This is a genomic window from Nocardia wallacei (genome assembly GCF_029868745.1).
In the GTDB taxonomy this organism is placed as follows: domain Bacteria; phylum Actinomycetota; class Actinomycetes; order Mycobacteriales; family Mycobacteriaceae; genus Nocardia; species Nocardia wallacei_B.
Genome location: NZ_JARWOP010000271.1, coordinates 61,098 through 77,301 on the forward strand (window position 1 = coordinate 61,098; position 16,204 = coordinate 77,301).

Annotated in this window: 6 protein-coding genes (1 of these 6 running past the window's edge); all 6 read right to left on the minus strand. The window is 70.1% G+C overall.

The genetic code is table 11. From position 1 onward, the window contains the following. Positions 1–10,813 carry the 5' end (the start) of a non-ribosomal peptide synthase/polyketide synthase gene (locus QH470_RS24285; protein WP_280274641.1) on the minus strand. Its footprint begins 41,039 nt before the window's first position, so 10,813 of the gene's 51,852 nt are visible here — the first part of the coding sequence; its start codon is at positions 10,811–10,813; its stop codon lies off the left edge, out of view. A 360-nt stretch (positions 10,814–11,173) separates the two neighbouring features. After that, the gene (cobM, locus tag QH470_RS24290) at positions 11,174–11,959 is read right to left on the minus strand and encodes a precorrin-4 C(11)-methyltransferase (protein ID WP_280274642.1); all 786 of its coding nucleotides are present in this window, start codon (positions 11,957–11,959) and stop codon (positions 11,174–11,176) included. Between the two features lie 42 nt (positions 11,960–12,001). Beyond that, positions 12,002–12,427: a PPOX class F420-dependent oxidoreductase gene (locus tag QH470_RS24295; RefSeq protein WP_280274643.1), complete on the minus strand. Its 426-nt coding sequence runs from the start codon at positions 12,425–12,427 to the stop codon at positions 12,002–12,004. Between the two features lie 49 nt (positions 12,428–12,476). Next, positions 12,477–13,094 (minus strand): response regulator transcription factor, encoded by a 618-nt coding sequence (locus QH470_RS24300; RefSeq protein WP_280274644.1) that lies wholly within the window; start codon positions 13,092–13,094, stop codon positions 12,477–12,479. After that, positions 13,091–14,242 (minus strand): sensor histidine kinase, encoded by a 1,152-nt coding sequence (locus QH470_RS24305; protein WP_280274645.1) that lies wholly within the window; start codon positions 14,240–14,242, stop codon positions 13,091–13,093. Before QH470_RS24305 ends, QH470_RS24300 begins: the two co-directional genes overlap by 4 nt. Positions 14,243–14,262: 20 nt before the next feature. Then, on the minus strand, positions 14,263–16,203 hold the full coding sequence (locus QH470_RS24310; RefSeq protein WP_280274646.1) for an acetoacetate--CoA ligase: 1,941 nt from the start codon (positions 16,201–16,203) through the stop codon (positions 14,263–14,265). Position 16,204: the final 1 nt, after the last annotated feature.

Consider the following 16,204-nt stretch of genomic DNA (forward strand, 5'->3'; position numbering starts at 1 on the left):
TCAGCTGCAGATCGAACTTCGCGGTAGGCGTGTCGACGCCGAGTTCGGACACCGTCAGGCCGGGCAGTTCCAGCGCGGTGTGGCCGAGGTTCTGGAACGTCAGCATCACCTGGAACAGCGGGTGGCGGCCCGGCGCGCGGGCGGGCTCGAGCACCTCCACCAGCCGCTCGAACGGCACGCCGGCGTGCGCGAACGCGGCCAGGTCGCGCTCGCGCGCCTGGGCCAGCAACTCGGTGAACGGGGCGCCGGTGTCGACCTCGTTCCGCAGCACGAGGGTGTTGACCACCATGCCGACCAGGTCGTCGAGCGCCTGCTCGCCACGACCGGCGACCGGGGTGCCGATCGCGATGTCGGAGGTACCGCTCAACCGGGCCAGCAGGGCCGCGAAGGCGCTGTGCACCACCATGAACAGCGTGGCGCCGTGCCGGCGGGCGACCGCGCCGAGACCGTCGACCAGCGCGCCGGGCACCTGGAACCGGTGGGTCCCGGCCTGATACGCGGCGACCGCCGGGCGGGGCCGGGTGGCCAGGCGCAGTTCGTCCGGAAGGCCGGCCAGCGCGCCGCGCCAGTAGTCGAGCTGCTCGGAGATCAGCGACCGCGGGTCGTCCTCGGAGCCGAGCGTATCCCGTTGCCACAGCGCGTAATCCACGTACTGGACGGGCAGCGGCGACCAGTCCGGCACCTGGCCCGCGGTGCGTGCCAGGTACGCGGTCATCAGGTCGCGCACCAGCGGGCGCATCGAGAAGCCGTCGGCCGCGATGTGGTGGGCGACCACGACCAGGACACGGTCGTCGGCGCCGAGTTCGTAGACGCGCAGCCGCACCGGCGGTTCCGCGGTGACATCGAACCCGCGGGCGATGAATTCGCCGACCACCGACAGCAATTCGTCGGCGTGCACCGCGACCACGTCGATGTCCGGGGTCGCCTGGGCGGACGGCAGCACCCGCTGGTAGCCGATGCCGTCGGCGGAGGGGTAGATGGTGCGCAGCGACTCGTGCCGCGCCACCACGTCCGCGACCGCGCCGCGCAGCGCGTCCAGATCGAGGTCGCCGGTGAAGCGGACGGCGACGGGGATGTTGTTGGCGGCGGAATCGGTGTCGAACCGGTTCAGGAACCACATGCGCTGCTGTGCCAGCGACAGCGGCGGGCGTTCGGGCCGGGTACGGGCCGTCAGCGGCTTGCGCACACCGGTTCCCGCGCGGGCCCCGACCCGGGCGGCCAGTCCGGCCACCGTCGGCGCCTCGAACAGCACCCGCACCCCGACCTCCGCGTCGAGCGCGGTGGCCAGCCGGGCGGTGACCTGCGTGGCGATCAGCGAGTTGCCGCCGAGGGCGAAGAAGTCGTCATCGGCGCCGACGCGCTCGACGCCGAGCAGATCGGCGAAGATGCCCGCCACGATCTCCTCGAGCGGCGTGGCCGGGGCCCGGAAGTCGCGCGGCGCCAGTTCGGGTTCCGGCAGCGCCTTGCGGTCCAGCTTGCCGACCGGGGTCAGCGGGATCTCGTCGAGCACCATGATGGCCGTCGGCACCATGTAGGCGGGCAGCCGGTCGGCGACGTGCGCCGACAGCGCGGTGACATCCACGGCGTGCCCGGCGACCGGTCGGACGTACGACACCAGGAACGTCGAGCCCGCGTCGTTGTTGCGGCCGATCGTCACCGCGAAGTCCACGTCCGGGTGGGTGGTCAGCGCGGCGTCGATCTCGCCCAGTTCGATGCGGAAACCGCGGATCTTCACCTGGAAGTCGTTGCGGCCCACGTATTCCACGACCGGGTCGCCCGCGCCGTCGCGCCGCCAGCGCACCACGTCGCCGGTGCGGTACAACCGCTCGCCCGGGGCGCCGTAGGGATCGGCTACGAAGCGGTCAGCGGTCAGCGCCGGGCGCGCGAGATAGCCGCGCGCCAGCTGGATGCCGCCGACGTACAGCTCACCGACGACGCCCTCGGGCACCGGCCGCAGCCGCGCGTCGAGCACCAGCGCGCGCATGCCGCGCACCGGGCCGCCGATGGTCACCAGTTCACCGGGCAGCAGGCGGCCGCTGATGTTGGTGGCGATCGTCGCCTCGGTCGGGCCGTAGGCGTTGTGCAGTCGGCGCTCACCCGAATTACCGGGCACCACAGACCATTTCGCGACCAGATCGGCCGACAGCGCCTCGCCGCCGGCGATGATGGCGCGCATGCCGGTCAGCGCCGCCGGATCCAGCGAGGCCAGCACCGACGGCGTGATCAGGCCGACCGTGACGCCCTCGCGGGAGATCAGCTCGCCGAGTTCGTCGCCGCCGTAGGTGCCCGGCGGCACCACGACCAGCGCGCCGGCCGAGCCGACGGCCAGCAGCAGTTCCAGCACCGAGGCGTCGAACGACGGCGACGCGAAGGCCAGGGCGCGCGAATCGCCGTCCAGGCCATAGCGTTCCACTTGCTCGGCGCCGAAGTTCGCCAGACCGGCGTGGCTGACCACCACGCCCTTGGGCACACCGGTGGAGCCGGAGGTGTAGATCACGTAGGCGATGTGCTCGGGGTGCAGCACACCCGTGCGATCGGCATCGGTGACCGGGTCGGCGGACTGCGCCGCGACCTCGGTCGCGAACTCCGGCGCGTCGACCACCAGCCACTCGCCGTCCGCGATCGGCGGCAGCCCGTCGACCTCGGCGGCGAGCGTGATGCCCAGGCGCGCACCGGAATCCGACATCATGTGGGTGATGCGGTCGGCGGGGTACGCCGGATCGACCGGCAGGAACGCCGCACCGGCGCGGGCCACCGCCCACACCGCCCGGACCTGCTCGATCGACCGCGGAATCGCCACGGCCACCAGCACATCCGGCCCGGCGCCGCGGGCGATCAGCGCCCGCGCGAGCCGTGCGGACGACTCGTCCAGCTCGGCGTAGGTCAGCGCGCGGCCCTCGAACACCACGGCGTGGCGCCGCGGGTCGGCCGCCGCGGCCGCCGCCATCAGCTCCGGCATCGTGCGCGGTGCGACGGCCGGGCCGCCGGTCCGGTTCAGCAGTTCGGCGCGCTCGGCCGCCGCGAGGATCTCCAGTTCGCCGACCGGCAGTTCCGGCCGCTCGGTGATCTCCTCCAGCAGCCGCATGAAGCGGCCCGCAAACTCCTGCACCGTGTCGTCGTCGAAAAGGTCGCGGGCGAAGGAGATCTCGCCCAGCATGCCGCCGTCGGAGCCCTGCCCGGCCTCCCGAAGGGTCACGGCCAGATCGAATTTCGCGGTGTCGACCTCGAAATCGACCGTGGAGACCCGCAATCCGGGCAGCTCGAAGGTGTTCTCCGGCAGGTTCTCGAACGACAGCGCCACCTGGAACAGCGGGTGCCGCGCCTGCGACCGCGCCGGGTTGAGCACCTCGACCAACCGCTCGAACGGCACGTCGGCGTGCGCGAACGCCTGCAGGTCGGTGTTGCGGGCCTGCGCCAGCAGTTGCGCGAAGGTCTTGGCGCCGTCGACGTCGGTGCGCAGCACCAGCGTGTTGACGAACATACCGATCAGGTCGTCGAGCGCGGCCTCACCGCGACCGGCGACCGGTGTGCCGATGGCGATGTCGGAGCTGCCCGACAGCCGGGCCAGCAACACCGCCAGCGCGCTGTGCATGACCATGAACAGCGACGCGTTGTGCCTGCGACCGAGTTCCAGCAGGCGGACCTGCGTCTCGGGCGCGATCACGAACGAGTGCACGCCGCCGCGGTAGGACGCCACCGCGGGCCGCGGGCGATCCGCGGGGAGCACCAATTCGTCGGGGAGATCGGCGAGTTCGCGCTGCCAGTACCGGATCTGGTCGGAGATCAGCGAACTCGGGTCGTCCTCCGAGCCCAGCATCTCGCGCTGCCACAGCGCGTAGTCGGCGTACTGCACCGGCAACTGCACCCACGCGGGCTGTTCCCACATGGTGCGCGCGGCGTAGGCGATCATCACGTCGCGGGCCAGCGGGCCCATCGACCAGCCGTCGGCGGAGATGTGGTGCACCACCATGCCGAGCACGTACTCGGACTCGCTGACCTCGAACAGCCGGGCGTGCAGCGGCACCTCGTTGGTGACGTCGAACGCCATCGAGGCCAGCTCGATCAGGTGCGCGATCAGGTTGCCCTCGTTGACCGGGACCGGCGTCAGGTCCGGAACGATCTGCGCGGCGTCGAGCACCACCTGCACCGGCGCACTGCCGGTCTCGGGGAACACGGTGCGCAGCGACTCGTGCCGGTCGATCACGTCGATGACCGCGACCTGCAGCGCCGCCACATCCAGATCGCCGGAGAGCCGGATCGCGACCGGGATGTTGTTGACCGCCGAGGAGGTGTCGTAGCGGTTGAGGAACCACATGCGCTGCTGTGCCAGCGACAGCGGCACCTGCTCGGGACGCTCGCGGGCCACCAGCGCCTTGCGCGCGCCGTCTCCGGCGTGCGACTCCACCCGCGCCGCGAGCGCGGCAACGGTGCTGGCCTCGAACAGCATTCGGACCGGCACCCGGGTGTCCAGCGCGATGCCCAGGCGGGAGGCGACCTGGGTCGCGATCAGCGAGTTGCCGCCCAGATCGAAGAAGTCGTCGTCCACGCCGACGCGCGCGACGCCGAGCACCTCGCCGAAGATCTGCGCGACGATTTCCTCGATCGGCGTTGTCGGAGCACGGAATTCGGAGACCGCGAACAGCGGTGCGGGCAGTGCCCGGCGGTCCAGCTTGCCGGAGGCGTTGAGCGGGAACTCCGCCAGCGCCACGATCGCCGACGGCACCATGTAGATCGGAAGCCGTTGCACCAGTGCGGCGCGCACCGATTCGGTGTCGACCTCGGCGCCCGGCGCGGGCACCACGTAGGCCACCAGCTGATCGCCGGTGACGGTGTCGATGATGAGCACCACGGCCTGGTTCACGTCGGGGTGATCCAGCAGCGCGGCCTCGATCTCGCCGAGTTCGATGCGCTGGCCGCGGAACTTCACCTGGAAGTCGGTGCGGCCGATGTACTCCAGGACGCCCTGTGTCGTCCAGCGCACCAGGTCACCGGTGCGGTACAGGCGGCTGCCGGGCGCGCCGAAGGGGTTGGCGACGAAGCGTTCCGCGGTCAGGTCCGCGCGGTCCTGGTAGCCGCGGGCGATCTGGGCGCCCGCCAGGTAGAGCTCGCCGGGCACCCCGACCGGCGCCGGGCGCAGGCTCTCGTCGAGCACGTAGGCCTGCGCGTTCCACACCGGGCGGCCGATCGGCACCGCGGTGTAGCCGTTCTCGGCGGGCAGCGTCCACGAGGTGGCGTTGACCGTGAATTCGGTGGGGCCGTAGAGGTTGTGAATGGTGGCGGTGCTGAACCGCCGGAAGGCGCTCACGGTCGACGGCGGCAACGCCTCGCCACCGACGAAGACCGCGCGCAGCGACAGGCACTCCTCGGTGGAGGCGCTGGAGGCGAAGACCGGCAGCAGCGACGGCACGAACGAGGTGTGCGTGACCCGGTGCCGCGCGATGACCTCGGAGAGGTACATCGGGTCGCGGTGACCGTCCGGCACGGCGACGATCACCTTGGCGCCGACGGCCAGGGTGGCGAACAGTTCCCACAGCGAGGCGTCGAAGGTGAACGGCGTCTTGTGCAGCGCGACGTTGGTCTCGTCGAGGCCGAATTCGGCGATCTTCCAAGAGATCTGGTTCGCCATCGCGGCATGCGACACCGCCACGCCCTTCGGGCGGCCGGTCGATCCGGAGGTGTACAGCACGTACGCGATGTGGTCCGGGCGCAGCGGCCGCAACCGCTCCGCGGCGGTGATCGGCCCGGCGTCGAACTCGCTCGGATCCATCGTGTCGACGTGGATGATCCGGCAGTCGTCGGCGGTGACGTCGTCCCGGGTCGTGGTGAGCAGCACCACCGGCTTCGAACTGCCGAGCACGTACTCGGTGCGTTCGGCGGGATGGTCCGGGTCGACCGGCACGTAGCCGCCGCCGGCGGCCAGGGTGGCGTAGACGGCGACGTACATGTCGACCGAGCGCCGCATCCCGACGGCGACCAGCGAGTCGGGGCCGACGCCCGCGTCGATCAGCTTGCGCGCCAAGCGATTCACGCGCTCGGCGAACTCCGCGTAGGTCAGCTCGCGGACCGGGCCGAACTCGTCGTCACGGTCGCTCGGATCGAAGATCAGGGCGGTGGCGTGCGGACGCAGCTCCGCCTGCCGCGCGAACAGGTCCAGCACGGTGACCGGCGATTCGCCTGCGACAGCGGGCAATTCGTGGGCCGTGCGGTTCCATTCGGTGAGCACGGTGCGCCGCTCGGCGGGGTCGAGGATCTCGATGTCGCGCACCCGGGTCTCGGGCGCGGCGACGGCCGCGGTGAGCACGCGCAGGTAGCGGTGGACGAATTCGGCGACGGTGGACTCGTCGAACAGATCGGTGGCATAGGACACCACCGCCGACACCCCGGCGGGCACGCCGTCGCTGCCGCGCTGTTCGGTCAGCGTCCAGACCAGGTCGAATTTGGCGATATCGACGTCGAGTTCCTCCGCCGAGACCGTCAGGCCCGCCATCTCCATGGTGGCGTGCGACAGCTCCTGGAACGACAGCATCACCTGGAACAGCGGGTGCCGCGCCTGGGAGCGGGTCGGGTTGAGCACCTCGACCAGGCGCTCGAACGGCACGTTCGCGTTGGCGAAGGCCGCCAGGTCGGTGTCGCGGGTGCGGCCGAGCAGCTCGGTGAAGCGTTCGGCGCCGTCCACCTCGGTGCGCAGCACGAGGGTGTTGACGAACATGCCGATCAGGTCGTCGAGGGCCTGTTCGCCGCGGCCGGCGACCGGGCTGCCGATCGCGATGTCTCCGGTGCCCGACAGCCGCGCCAGCAGCACCGCCAGTGCCGAGTGCAGCACCATGAACAGCGAAACACCCTGCGCCCGAGCCAGACTCGTCAGCTGCGCGTGCAGTTCCGGGTCGATGTCGAAGGTGACCCGGCTACCGCGGAAGCTCTGCAGCGGCGGCCGCGGGCGATCGGTGGGCAGATCCAGCTGGTCCGGCAGACCGGCCAGCGCCCGGTGCCAATGCGAGATCTCCCGCGAGGCGATGGAATCCGGGTCGGTCTCGGCGCCGAGCAGTTCGCGCTGCCACAGGCTGAAGTCGGCGTACTGCACCGGCAGCGGGGCCCAGGCAGGCTCCTGTCCGTTGGCGCGCGCCAGATAGGCGGCGGCGACATCGCGGGCCAGCGGACCGAACGAGAAGCCGTCGGCGGCAATGTGATGCACGACGATGGCGACCGCGTAGTCGTCCCCGTGCTCGGCCCCCGGCACCCGGTGCACCCGGACTCGGATCGGCAGTTCACGGGAGACGTCGAAGCCGGTGGAGGCGAATTCGGCGAGCACGCCGGGCAATTCGGCCGCGGCCGTCTCGCGCACCTCGATGCCGAGGTCGACCCGCTCGATCGGCACCACCTGCTGGTAGCCGCCGTCCTCGGATTCGGGGAAGACCGTGCGCAGCGACTCCTGGCGGGCGATCACGTCCAGCAGCGCGGCCTGCAGCGCGTCCAGGTCGACCTCGCCGCGCAGCCGCACCACGAAGGGCAGGTTGTAGGTCGGCACGGTCGGGTCGAACTGGTTGATGAACCACATCCGCTGCTGCGCGAGCGACAGCGGCACCCGGTCCGGGCGCGGCTGCGCAACCAGCGGCGGGCGGGAAACACTTGCGGGCGTGGCGGATTCGACGCGCACCGCGAGCGCGGCCACGGTCGGCGTCTCGAACAGCGCGCGCACACCCAGCTGGATGCCGAACGCCGCGGAGATCCGCGCCACCACCTGCGTCGCGACCAGCGAGTTGCCGCCGAGGTCGAAGAAGTTGTCGTCGATGCCGACGCGGTCGTGCCCCAGCACATCGCCGAAGACGCCCGCGACGATCTCCTCGACCTGGTTGCGCGGCGCACGGTACCCGGCGGCGTCGGCGCTGAACACCGGTTCCGGCAGGGCCTTGCGGTCCAGCTTGCCGGAAGTGTTGAGCGGCAGCGCGTCCAGCACCATGATCGACGCGGGCACCATGTAAGCGGGCAGCTTCTCCGCGACGAACCGGGTCAACTCGGCCGGATCGACCGAAACCCCCGGCACGGCAACGACATACGCGACCAGCTGCTGTCCGGTGGCGGTGTCGGTAACCAGCACCACGGCCTGACCGACAGCCGGATGGGCCAGCAGGTCCGTCTCGATCTCACCCAGCTCGATCCGCTGTCCACGGAACTTGACCTGGAAGTCGGTGCGCCCGATGTACTCCAGTACGCCCCGCGTCGTCCACCGCACCAGGTCACCCGTGCGGTACAGCCGTTCCCCGTCCCCGAACGGATTGGCGACGAACCGGTCGGAGGTCAGGTCGGGACGCCCGAGATAACCACGGGCCAGCTGACGCCCCGCCAGATACAACTCACCCGGGGCGCCGATCGCGGCCGGCCGCAGTCGCGAATCCAGCACGAAGGCTTCGACATTCCATTCGGGAACACCGATCGGCACCGTCGTGGTGTCGGATTCGGTTGCCTCCCAATAGGTCACCGAGACCGCGGCCTCGGTCGGCCCGTACAGGTTGTGCAGACCGGCCGAACTGATCGCCCGCAGGCCCGCGGCGGTCTCCGGCGGCAGCGCCTCACCGATGACGAAAACGGCGCGCAGCGAGGCGATCTGGTCGGGCGTGGCGTGCGAGACGAACACCGTCAGCATGGACGGCACGAAGTCGGTCACGGTCACGCCGTGGCGGGCGATGGTCTCGGCGACGTAGACCGGGTCGCGGTGCCCGTCCGGCGTCGCGATCACCAGTTTCGCGCCGACCAGCAGCGGCAGGAAGTAGCCCCACAGCGATACGTCGAAGGTGGTCGCGGTCTTCTGCAGGTAGACGTCGTCGCCGGTCAGCCGGTACGCGTCGAGCATCCACAGCTGCTGGTTGACGATGGCGCGGTGGGTGACCGCCACGCCCTTCGGCCGTCCGGTCGAGCCGGAAGTGTAGATGACGTAGGCGGTGTTGCCGGGTAGCAGCGGCGCGACACGGTCGGCGTCGGTGATCGGGGCGTCGGACAAGCCCGCGGTATCCAGGGTGTCGATCTCCACCCGCCGCACCGACTCCGGCAGCTCCACCTCGTCGCCCGACACGGTGAGAACGCAGACGGGAGTGGCCGATTCGAGAATGTAGGCGGTGCGTTCGGCCGGATGGTCCGGGTCGATCGGCACGTACGCGCCACCGGCCTGCAGCACGGCGTGCATGCCGATCACGAGGTCCAGAGAGCGCCGCATACCCAGTGCCACAAGCGATTCCGGTCCGACACCGGCGGCGATCAACGCGCGTGCCAGCCGGTTGACCCGCGCCCCGAATTCGGCGTAGGTCAGCTCGTCACCCTCGTAGTCGAGCGCGACGGCGTCCGGGCGCACCGCGACGCCGTCGGCCACCAGGGCGGCCAGGGTCGTGTCGGGCACCTCGTGGTCGGAGTCGTTCCACGCCGCGAGGGTGCGGTCCAGCTCGGACTCGGTGGTGATCGGGAGTTCCCACAGCACCTGGTCGGCGTCGGCCGCCAGGAACCGGTCGAAGAACTCGAGGAAGCGCGAATGATGCCGGTGCGCTTCGTCTTCGGTGTAGAGGTTCGGGTTGGTCTCGAAGTCGATGTGCGAGACGGTGCCGCCCATCGACTGATAGAAATTGACGCCCAGGTCTTCGATGGAACCGGTCGACAGCACGTGCATGTGACCGACCACGGGGCCCAGCGCCACCTCGTCCTGGAACAACATGATGTTGACCCAGGGACCGAAGAACTCCTTGGTGACCGCCTCGCCGCCCGCGCTGTCGCGCCGGATGTCCTCGTGGCGGTAGCGCTGGTGCCGCAGGGCGCCGGACACCTCGACAATCACCGACTTCAGCAGATCGGCGAGGGTCGTCCGGTAACCGACCGGCAGCCGCAGCGGGACGATGTTGGAGGAGACGCCGCCCGAGCGCCGCATGATCGCGGTGGTGCGCGCGGTCACGGGCAGGCTCAGGATCACCTCTTCGCTGCTCGTCCACTGCGCCAGGTAGGCCGCGAAGCCCGCGATCAGCAGTGCCGCCGGGGACGAGTCGTGCCGCTGCACGGCCGCGTCCAGCAGCTCGGTCTGCTCCGGCGTCAGCGCCGCGCTGGCCACCCCGTTGACCGGGGCGGGGGCCGCCGAACGGCCGACCAGGCTGGAACCCTCCTCGAGCCCCTCGACCCGCTGGGCCCAGTGCTCGCGGTCGGCCTGGAAGCGAGTGCTCTCGCGGTACTCGAATTCCGATTCGACCAGCTTGCGCAGCTTGGTCGGCCGGTACGGCTTGGGCTCGACATCGTTCAGATACGCCGTGTACAGCTCGCACGCGCGGTTCAGGTAGTTCATGGCGCTGAAGCCGTCGAGCACAATGTGGTGCGCCCGGAGGTACCAGAACCAGTGGTCGTCGCCCAGTTGCAGGACGGCGAGCCGGATCAGGCGGTCGGTCAGCAGGTTCAGCGGACGGCTGTACTCGGCGCGCATCCACTCGTGCGCGACCGCCTCGGGGTCGTCCTCGCCGCGCAGGTCGACATAGACGATCTCGTCCCGGTCCGGGATGGTCGGGTCGATGTACTGCATCGGCTCGCCGTCGCGCTCGGCGAGGCACATGAAGCCCGAATCGAGTTCGTTCGAGGAGTCGATGCACGCTCGCCGCAGGATCTCACGATCGAGATCGCCCCGCAGATCGACGTACTGGGCGATGTTGATCGGCACCTGCGGATCCAGATGCTGGGCATACCAGATACCGAGCTGCGCCGGCGAGAGGGGAAAGAGCTCGTCCCCCGAAACCGGCGTGGGCGTCACCTCGCTGCCAGCTTCGCCGTTGCCGCCGAAATCCAGCCGGTCCAACCCTAAACCTCACTTCCGGAACACCGTGCAGCGCTCCTCGATGGCACACCGACGCCGACGTTCACCTTTTCAGCGTGACGTCCGACGGTCGGGGCTCGATTCGAAATCTCAATCAGACAAAAATGTTCATTGGACGTATCCGTTGGCCGGCCCGATCTTGTTACATGGGCCTGACCACACCCACCGGACTCGGATCGTCCCCGCGCTGAACCTCACTGCTGACCACCGAACCAATCTACCGCCCACTCCGGCTACCTGACCAAAAAGGTTCATAGCCGTTGGGCATCACGGGAGTTGGGCAAGGGAAGCAATCTACCGCACCCGCCCCTCCCCCGCCGAATGCCCGGTTGACGGGGGTTCTCAGGGCTGGGAGACCCCTCCGGCGGCGGTCCGCGGTAGGTGCCGCCGATCCCGCGCCGGGTCGTAGAGATGGGACTGGGCGCACCGCTCCGGCTCGGCCAGCGCACGACCCACCAGGATGATCGCGGCCTGCCGCAGACCGGCCGCCTCCACCTGATCGGCGATGTCGGTGAGGGTGCCGCGCAGCACGAGCTGATCGGGCTGGGCGGCGCGATAGACCACCGCGACCGGACAGTCCGCGCCGTAGTCGGCGGTCAGTTCGGCGGCGAGCGGGCGGATCCGCGTCACGGCCAGGTGCAGGGCCAAGGTGGCCCGGGTGCGGGCGAAATTCGCCAGCGACTCCGAGGCGGGCATGGCCGTCGATCGGGCCTGGGTACGAGTGAGCACCACCGACTGCACCAGCTCCGGCACCGTCAATTCGGTACCGAGCAACGCGGCGGCGGCAGCGTAAGCGGGCACGCCCGGCGTGACATCCCACGGAACGCCGTGCGCGTCCAGCCGCCGAGTCTGCTCGGCCAGCGCCGAATATATCGACGGGTCACCGGAGCACAACCGCGCCACATCCTTGCCCTCGCCGTGTGCTCGCACACAATGCCCCACGATCTGGTCGAGATCGAGGCCCTGTGTGTCGATCATCTCGGCCCCCGGCGCACAGTGCCCCAGCACCTCGGGATCCAGATAGGTCCCCGCGTACAGACACACCGCGGCCTTCCCCAACAGCCGCACCGCCCGCACGGTCAACAGATCCGCCGCCCCCGGCCCGGCCCCGATGAAGTGCACGGTCATGCGGCGAGTCTAGGTCGGGACGAGCGGGACCCCGGAGGCCACCTAGCCGGTCATGTCGAATCCGCCGAGGATCTTGGCGGGACGCAGGCGCACGACCAGTTCACCGGGCACGCCGTTGCGCTGGCCGAATTCCTCGGCCCGGTCGGGGCCCATGTACCGGGCGGCGATGGCGGTGGCCGTGCGGACCAGCTCGCCGGGATCTTCGGAGACCTCGGCGGTGCCCTGCACCTGCACGTAGCCGAACGGCGGCTCCTCCAGATCGACGCACAGGGCCAGGCGCGGGTCCCGCAGGATCGCCCGGCCCTTGGCGGTGCCCTTACCGGTGTTGAACACGAGTTCGTCGCCTTCGACGATGAACCAGACGGGATTGATGACCGGCCGGCCGTCGGTGGCCACGAACGCGAGCTTGCCGGTGCGCGTACCGTGCGACAGGAACTCACGCACGCGAGGATCGGTGATAGAGGCCATGCCGCCAGCGTACGACCGCCACCCGGCGGATTCGCGGAACCGGCACTCCTCAGATCGCCCCGCGTTCCCGCGCCCGCGCCACGGCCGAGGTCCGCGATTTCACCCCCAGCTTCGAATAGATATGCACCAGATGGGATTTCACGGTCGTCTCGCTGAGGAACAGCCGCTTGCCGATCTCGCGATTGGAGTGGCCGTCGGCGACCAGCCGCAGCACCTCGATCTCCCGGGGACTCAGCGTGGTATCCGGTGTGCGGACCCGGGTCATCAGGCGCGACGCCACCGACGGGGACAGCACGCTCTCCCCCGCGGCGGCCCCGCGCACGGCGGCCAGCAGTTCGGCGGGCGGCGTGTCCTTGAGGATATAGCCGCAGGCGCCGGCCTCGATGGCGCCGAGGATGTCGGCGTCGGTGTCGTAGTTGGTGACCACCAGAACATTCGGCGGCGCGGGCGCGGCGCGCAACGCACGGGTGGCATCCACACCCGACTTACCCCGGCCGAAGCGAAGATCCATCAGCACCAGGTCGACTTCCGTTGCGGCACAGCAGGCTACGGCCTCCTCCGCGGTGGCGGCCTCGGCCACCACCGTGACGTCCGCAGCCGAGTCCAGCAGCGCGCGCAACCCGGCGCGGACGATCGCGTGATCGTCGGCGAGCAGCAGGCGGATCACGACGCATCCTCGAGCGGGAACGAGACCGTGACGGCGGTGTGGCCGGGTTCGGACTCCACGTTCATGCTCCCGCCCTGCTGTTCGACACGGCTGCGCATGGCATCCATACCGAACGTACCGCGCGCGAAAACCGTTGGGTCGATACCTGTTCCGTCGTCGACCACGTCGAGGTGCACGGCGTCGTCGGCGTAGGTCAGCGTGATCCGCATCCGGCTCGCCGCCGCGTGCCGGATCACATTGGACACCGCCCCCTGCGCCACCCGGACCAGCGCCGCCTCGATCGGCATCGGCAATCGCTCGGGAGCGCCCTCCACCAGCAGCTGCGTCGCCAATCCCGGTGTGCTCGCGCGCTGGGCGATCCGGTCCAGCGCTTCGGTCAGCGACTGCCCCTCCAGCGCGGCGGGGGTGAGTTCGGCGATGAGCTGCCGGGTCTCGGCGAGGCTGTCGGCCGCCGTCTCGCGGGCCATCCGGATCTGTTGCAGGCCAGGGTGTTCCGGTCCGGAGCGCTCGGCGGCGTGCAGCAGCAACTGAATGCTGGACAGCCCCTGCGCCACGGTGTCGTGGATCTCCTGCGCCAGCCGCTGCCGCTCGGCCAGCTTCCCGGCCGTGCGTTCCTGTTCGGCCAGTGTGGCTCGGGCGGCGAGCAATTCGTCGATGAGCCGCTGCCGGTCGGCCGCCTCCCGGAACAGCGCCTGATAACCCAGCCCGATCGCGACGGCGACCAGCGCACCGAGCAGCGGACCCACCACACCGCCGATCGTCCAGCCCTTGTGCAGCGCGAACCCGACCACGGCCGCCGCGGTGGCCGCCGCGACCGCCGCCGCACCCCATACTCGCGGCAGCAGATGCAGATACAGGAAGAACATCCCGAACACGAGATACACCGCGTCCGGCGCGACGGCCACCAGCCCCAGCCACAGCACGGTGAGCAGACCCAGCCACACCCGCGCCGCCACGGGCCTGCCCCGCAATGCCGCCCCGGCGAAATACACCACCAGAAACAGCACCGTCAGGGCGACCACACCCCACCGATGCCCCACCCCCGGCACCAGCGCCCGCCCGACCACGACCGCGCACAGCGCCACCATCAGCGCGTGCAGCCCGAGTTGCAGCGCGGCGAAGACGGGGGTCAGCGGCGAGCGGTGCACACCCGTCAGCTTATGCGCGGTTACCGCTGCGACGGTCGCAGCGCGGCGTACCAGTCCAGCAGGTCCGGAGTGTCGACGGCGGTCCGTTCCACCACGCGCGCCGGGTCGGCGCCCTGGAACAGGCGTTTGATGGGCACCTCGAGCTTCTTGCCGGTGCGGGTGTGCGGGATGCCGGGGGCGAGGATGATCTCGTCCGGCACGTGGCGACGCGAGACCTCGGTGCGGATCACCTCGGCGATGCGCTGTTTCAGGTCGTCGGTCAACTCGGCGCCGGCGGCGAGCACCACGAACAGCGGCATCCAGTAGCCGCCGTCCGGCTGTTCCGCGCCGATCACCAGGGCCTCGGCGATCTCCGGAAGACGCTCCACGGCCTGGTAGATGTCGGCCGAGCCCATCCGGATGCCGTGCCGGTTCAACGTCGAATCCGACCGCCCGTGCACGACGATGCTGTCGCGCTCGGTGACGGTGATCCAGTCGCCGTGTCGCCACACGCCCGGAAACATCTCGAAATACGCACCGCGATAACGGGATCCGTCCGGGTCCTGCCAGAACTTCACGGGCATCGACGGCATGGGCTCGGTGATGACCAGTTCACCGACCTCCCCGCGGATCGGGTGCCCCGTCGGGTCCCAGGCGTCGACGGCGGCGCCCAAGAACGGGACCGACAGTTCTCCCGGCCACACCGGAACCGTCCGCACGCCGCCGAGGAACGCCGACACCACATCGGTCCCACCGCTGATCGAGGCGACCTGCACCCGCTCACCGACATTGTCCCGCAACCACAGTGACGACGACGGCGGCAGCGAGGCCCCCGTGATGCCCACGGTCCGCAGCAGCGACAGGTCGTGGTCCGCCTTCGGCGACACACCGGCCTTGATACAGGACAGTACGTACCCCGGACTGCTGCCCAGCACGGTGGTCCGGGTGCGAGCGGCGATGTCCCACAGCGCATCCGGAGTGGGATGGCCGGGGCTGCCGTCGTAACAGACGATGGTGGCGCCGACCAGCAGCCCCGCGACCTGGAAGTTCCACATCATCCAGCTCGGGCTGGTGTACCAGAAGAAGGTGTCGTCCCGGCCGATATCGGACTGCAGCGCAACGGCTTTCAGGTGTTCGAGCAGCACGCCGCCGTGTCCGTGCACGATGCCCTTCGGCAGCCCGGTGGTCCCGGAGGAATACAGAATCCACAGCGGATGATCGAAATCGACTTGGCCCGTGTCGATCTCGGTCGCCACCGGCTCGGTGATCCGCGCCCAGTCCGACGAGTTCGGCACCTCGCGACCGAGTCGCGACACCACCACCGTCTCCCGCAGTGTCGGCAGTCCGGCGCGCAGGTCGGCGATCTCGTCGGTCTTGTCGAAGACCTTCCCGCCGTAGTGATATCCGTCGGCGGTCACCAGCACGACGGGCTCGAGCTGACCGAGCCGGTCCAGCGCCGCCTTCGCGGAATAGTCCTGCCCGCAGGCGCTCCAGACAGCCCCGAGCGCGGCCGTGGCCAGGAACGCGATCACGGCCTCGGGGATGTTGGGCAGGTAGCCGACGACTCGATCACCGGGCGCCACGCCCTGCGCCCGCAGCACACCGGCGAAAGCCGCCGTGCGGCCGAGCAATTCGGCCCAGGAGACCTCGGTCAGCGACCCGTCCTCCCCGACGTACACGATCGCGGGCCGATCCGTGCGCGCCTGCCGCATCACCTGGTCGACATAGTTCAGCCGGGTGCCCGGGAACCACCGCGCCCCCGGCATCTCCGCATCGGCGAGCACCTGCTCGGGCGGCTCACCGAGATCGAAGTACGCCCACAGCGCCGACCAGAATCCGGGCAGATCGGCCACCGACCACTGCCACAGCGTGCGGTAGTCGGGGAACTCCCGGCCCGTTCGCTCGCCGGCGAACCGAGCGAAGTCCGTCACCCGCGCGCCCGCGACGTCCTGCTCGCTCGGTACCCACTGCGGTTCCACCACG

Bases quoted from the DNA above. Each gene is read 5' to 3' on its own strand.
- cobM (WP_280274642.1), bottom strand. From the start codon at position 11,959: ATGACCGTGCACTTCATCGGGGCCGGGCCGGGGGCGGCGGATCTGTTG.
- QH470_RS24295 (WP_280274643.1), bottom strand. From the start codon at position 12,427: ATGGCCTCTATCACCGATCCTCGCGTGCGTGAGTTCCTGTCGCACGGT.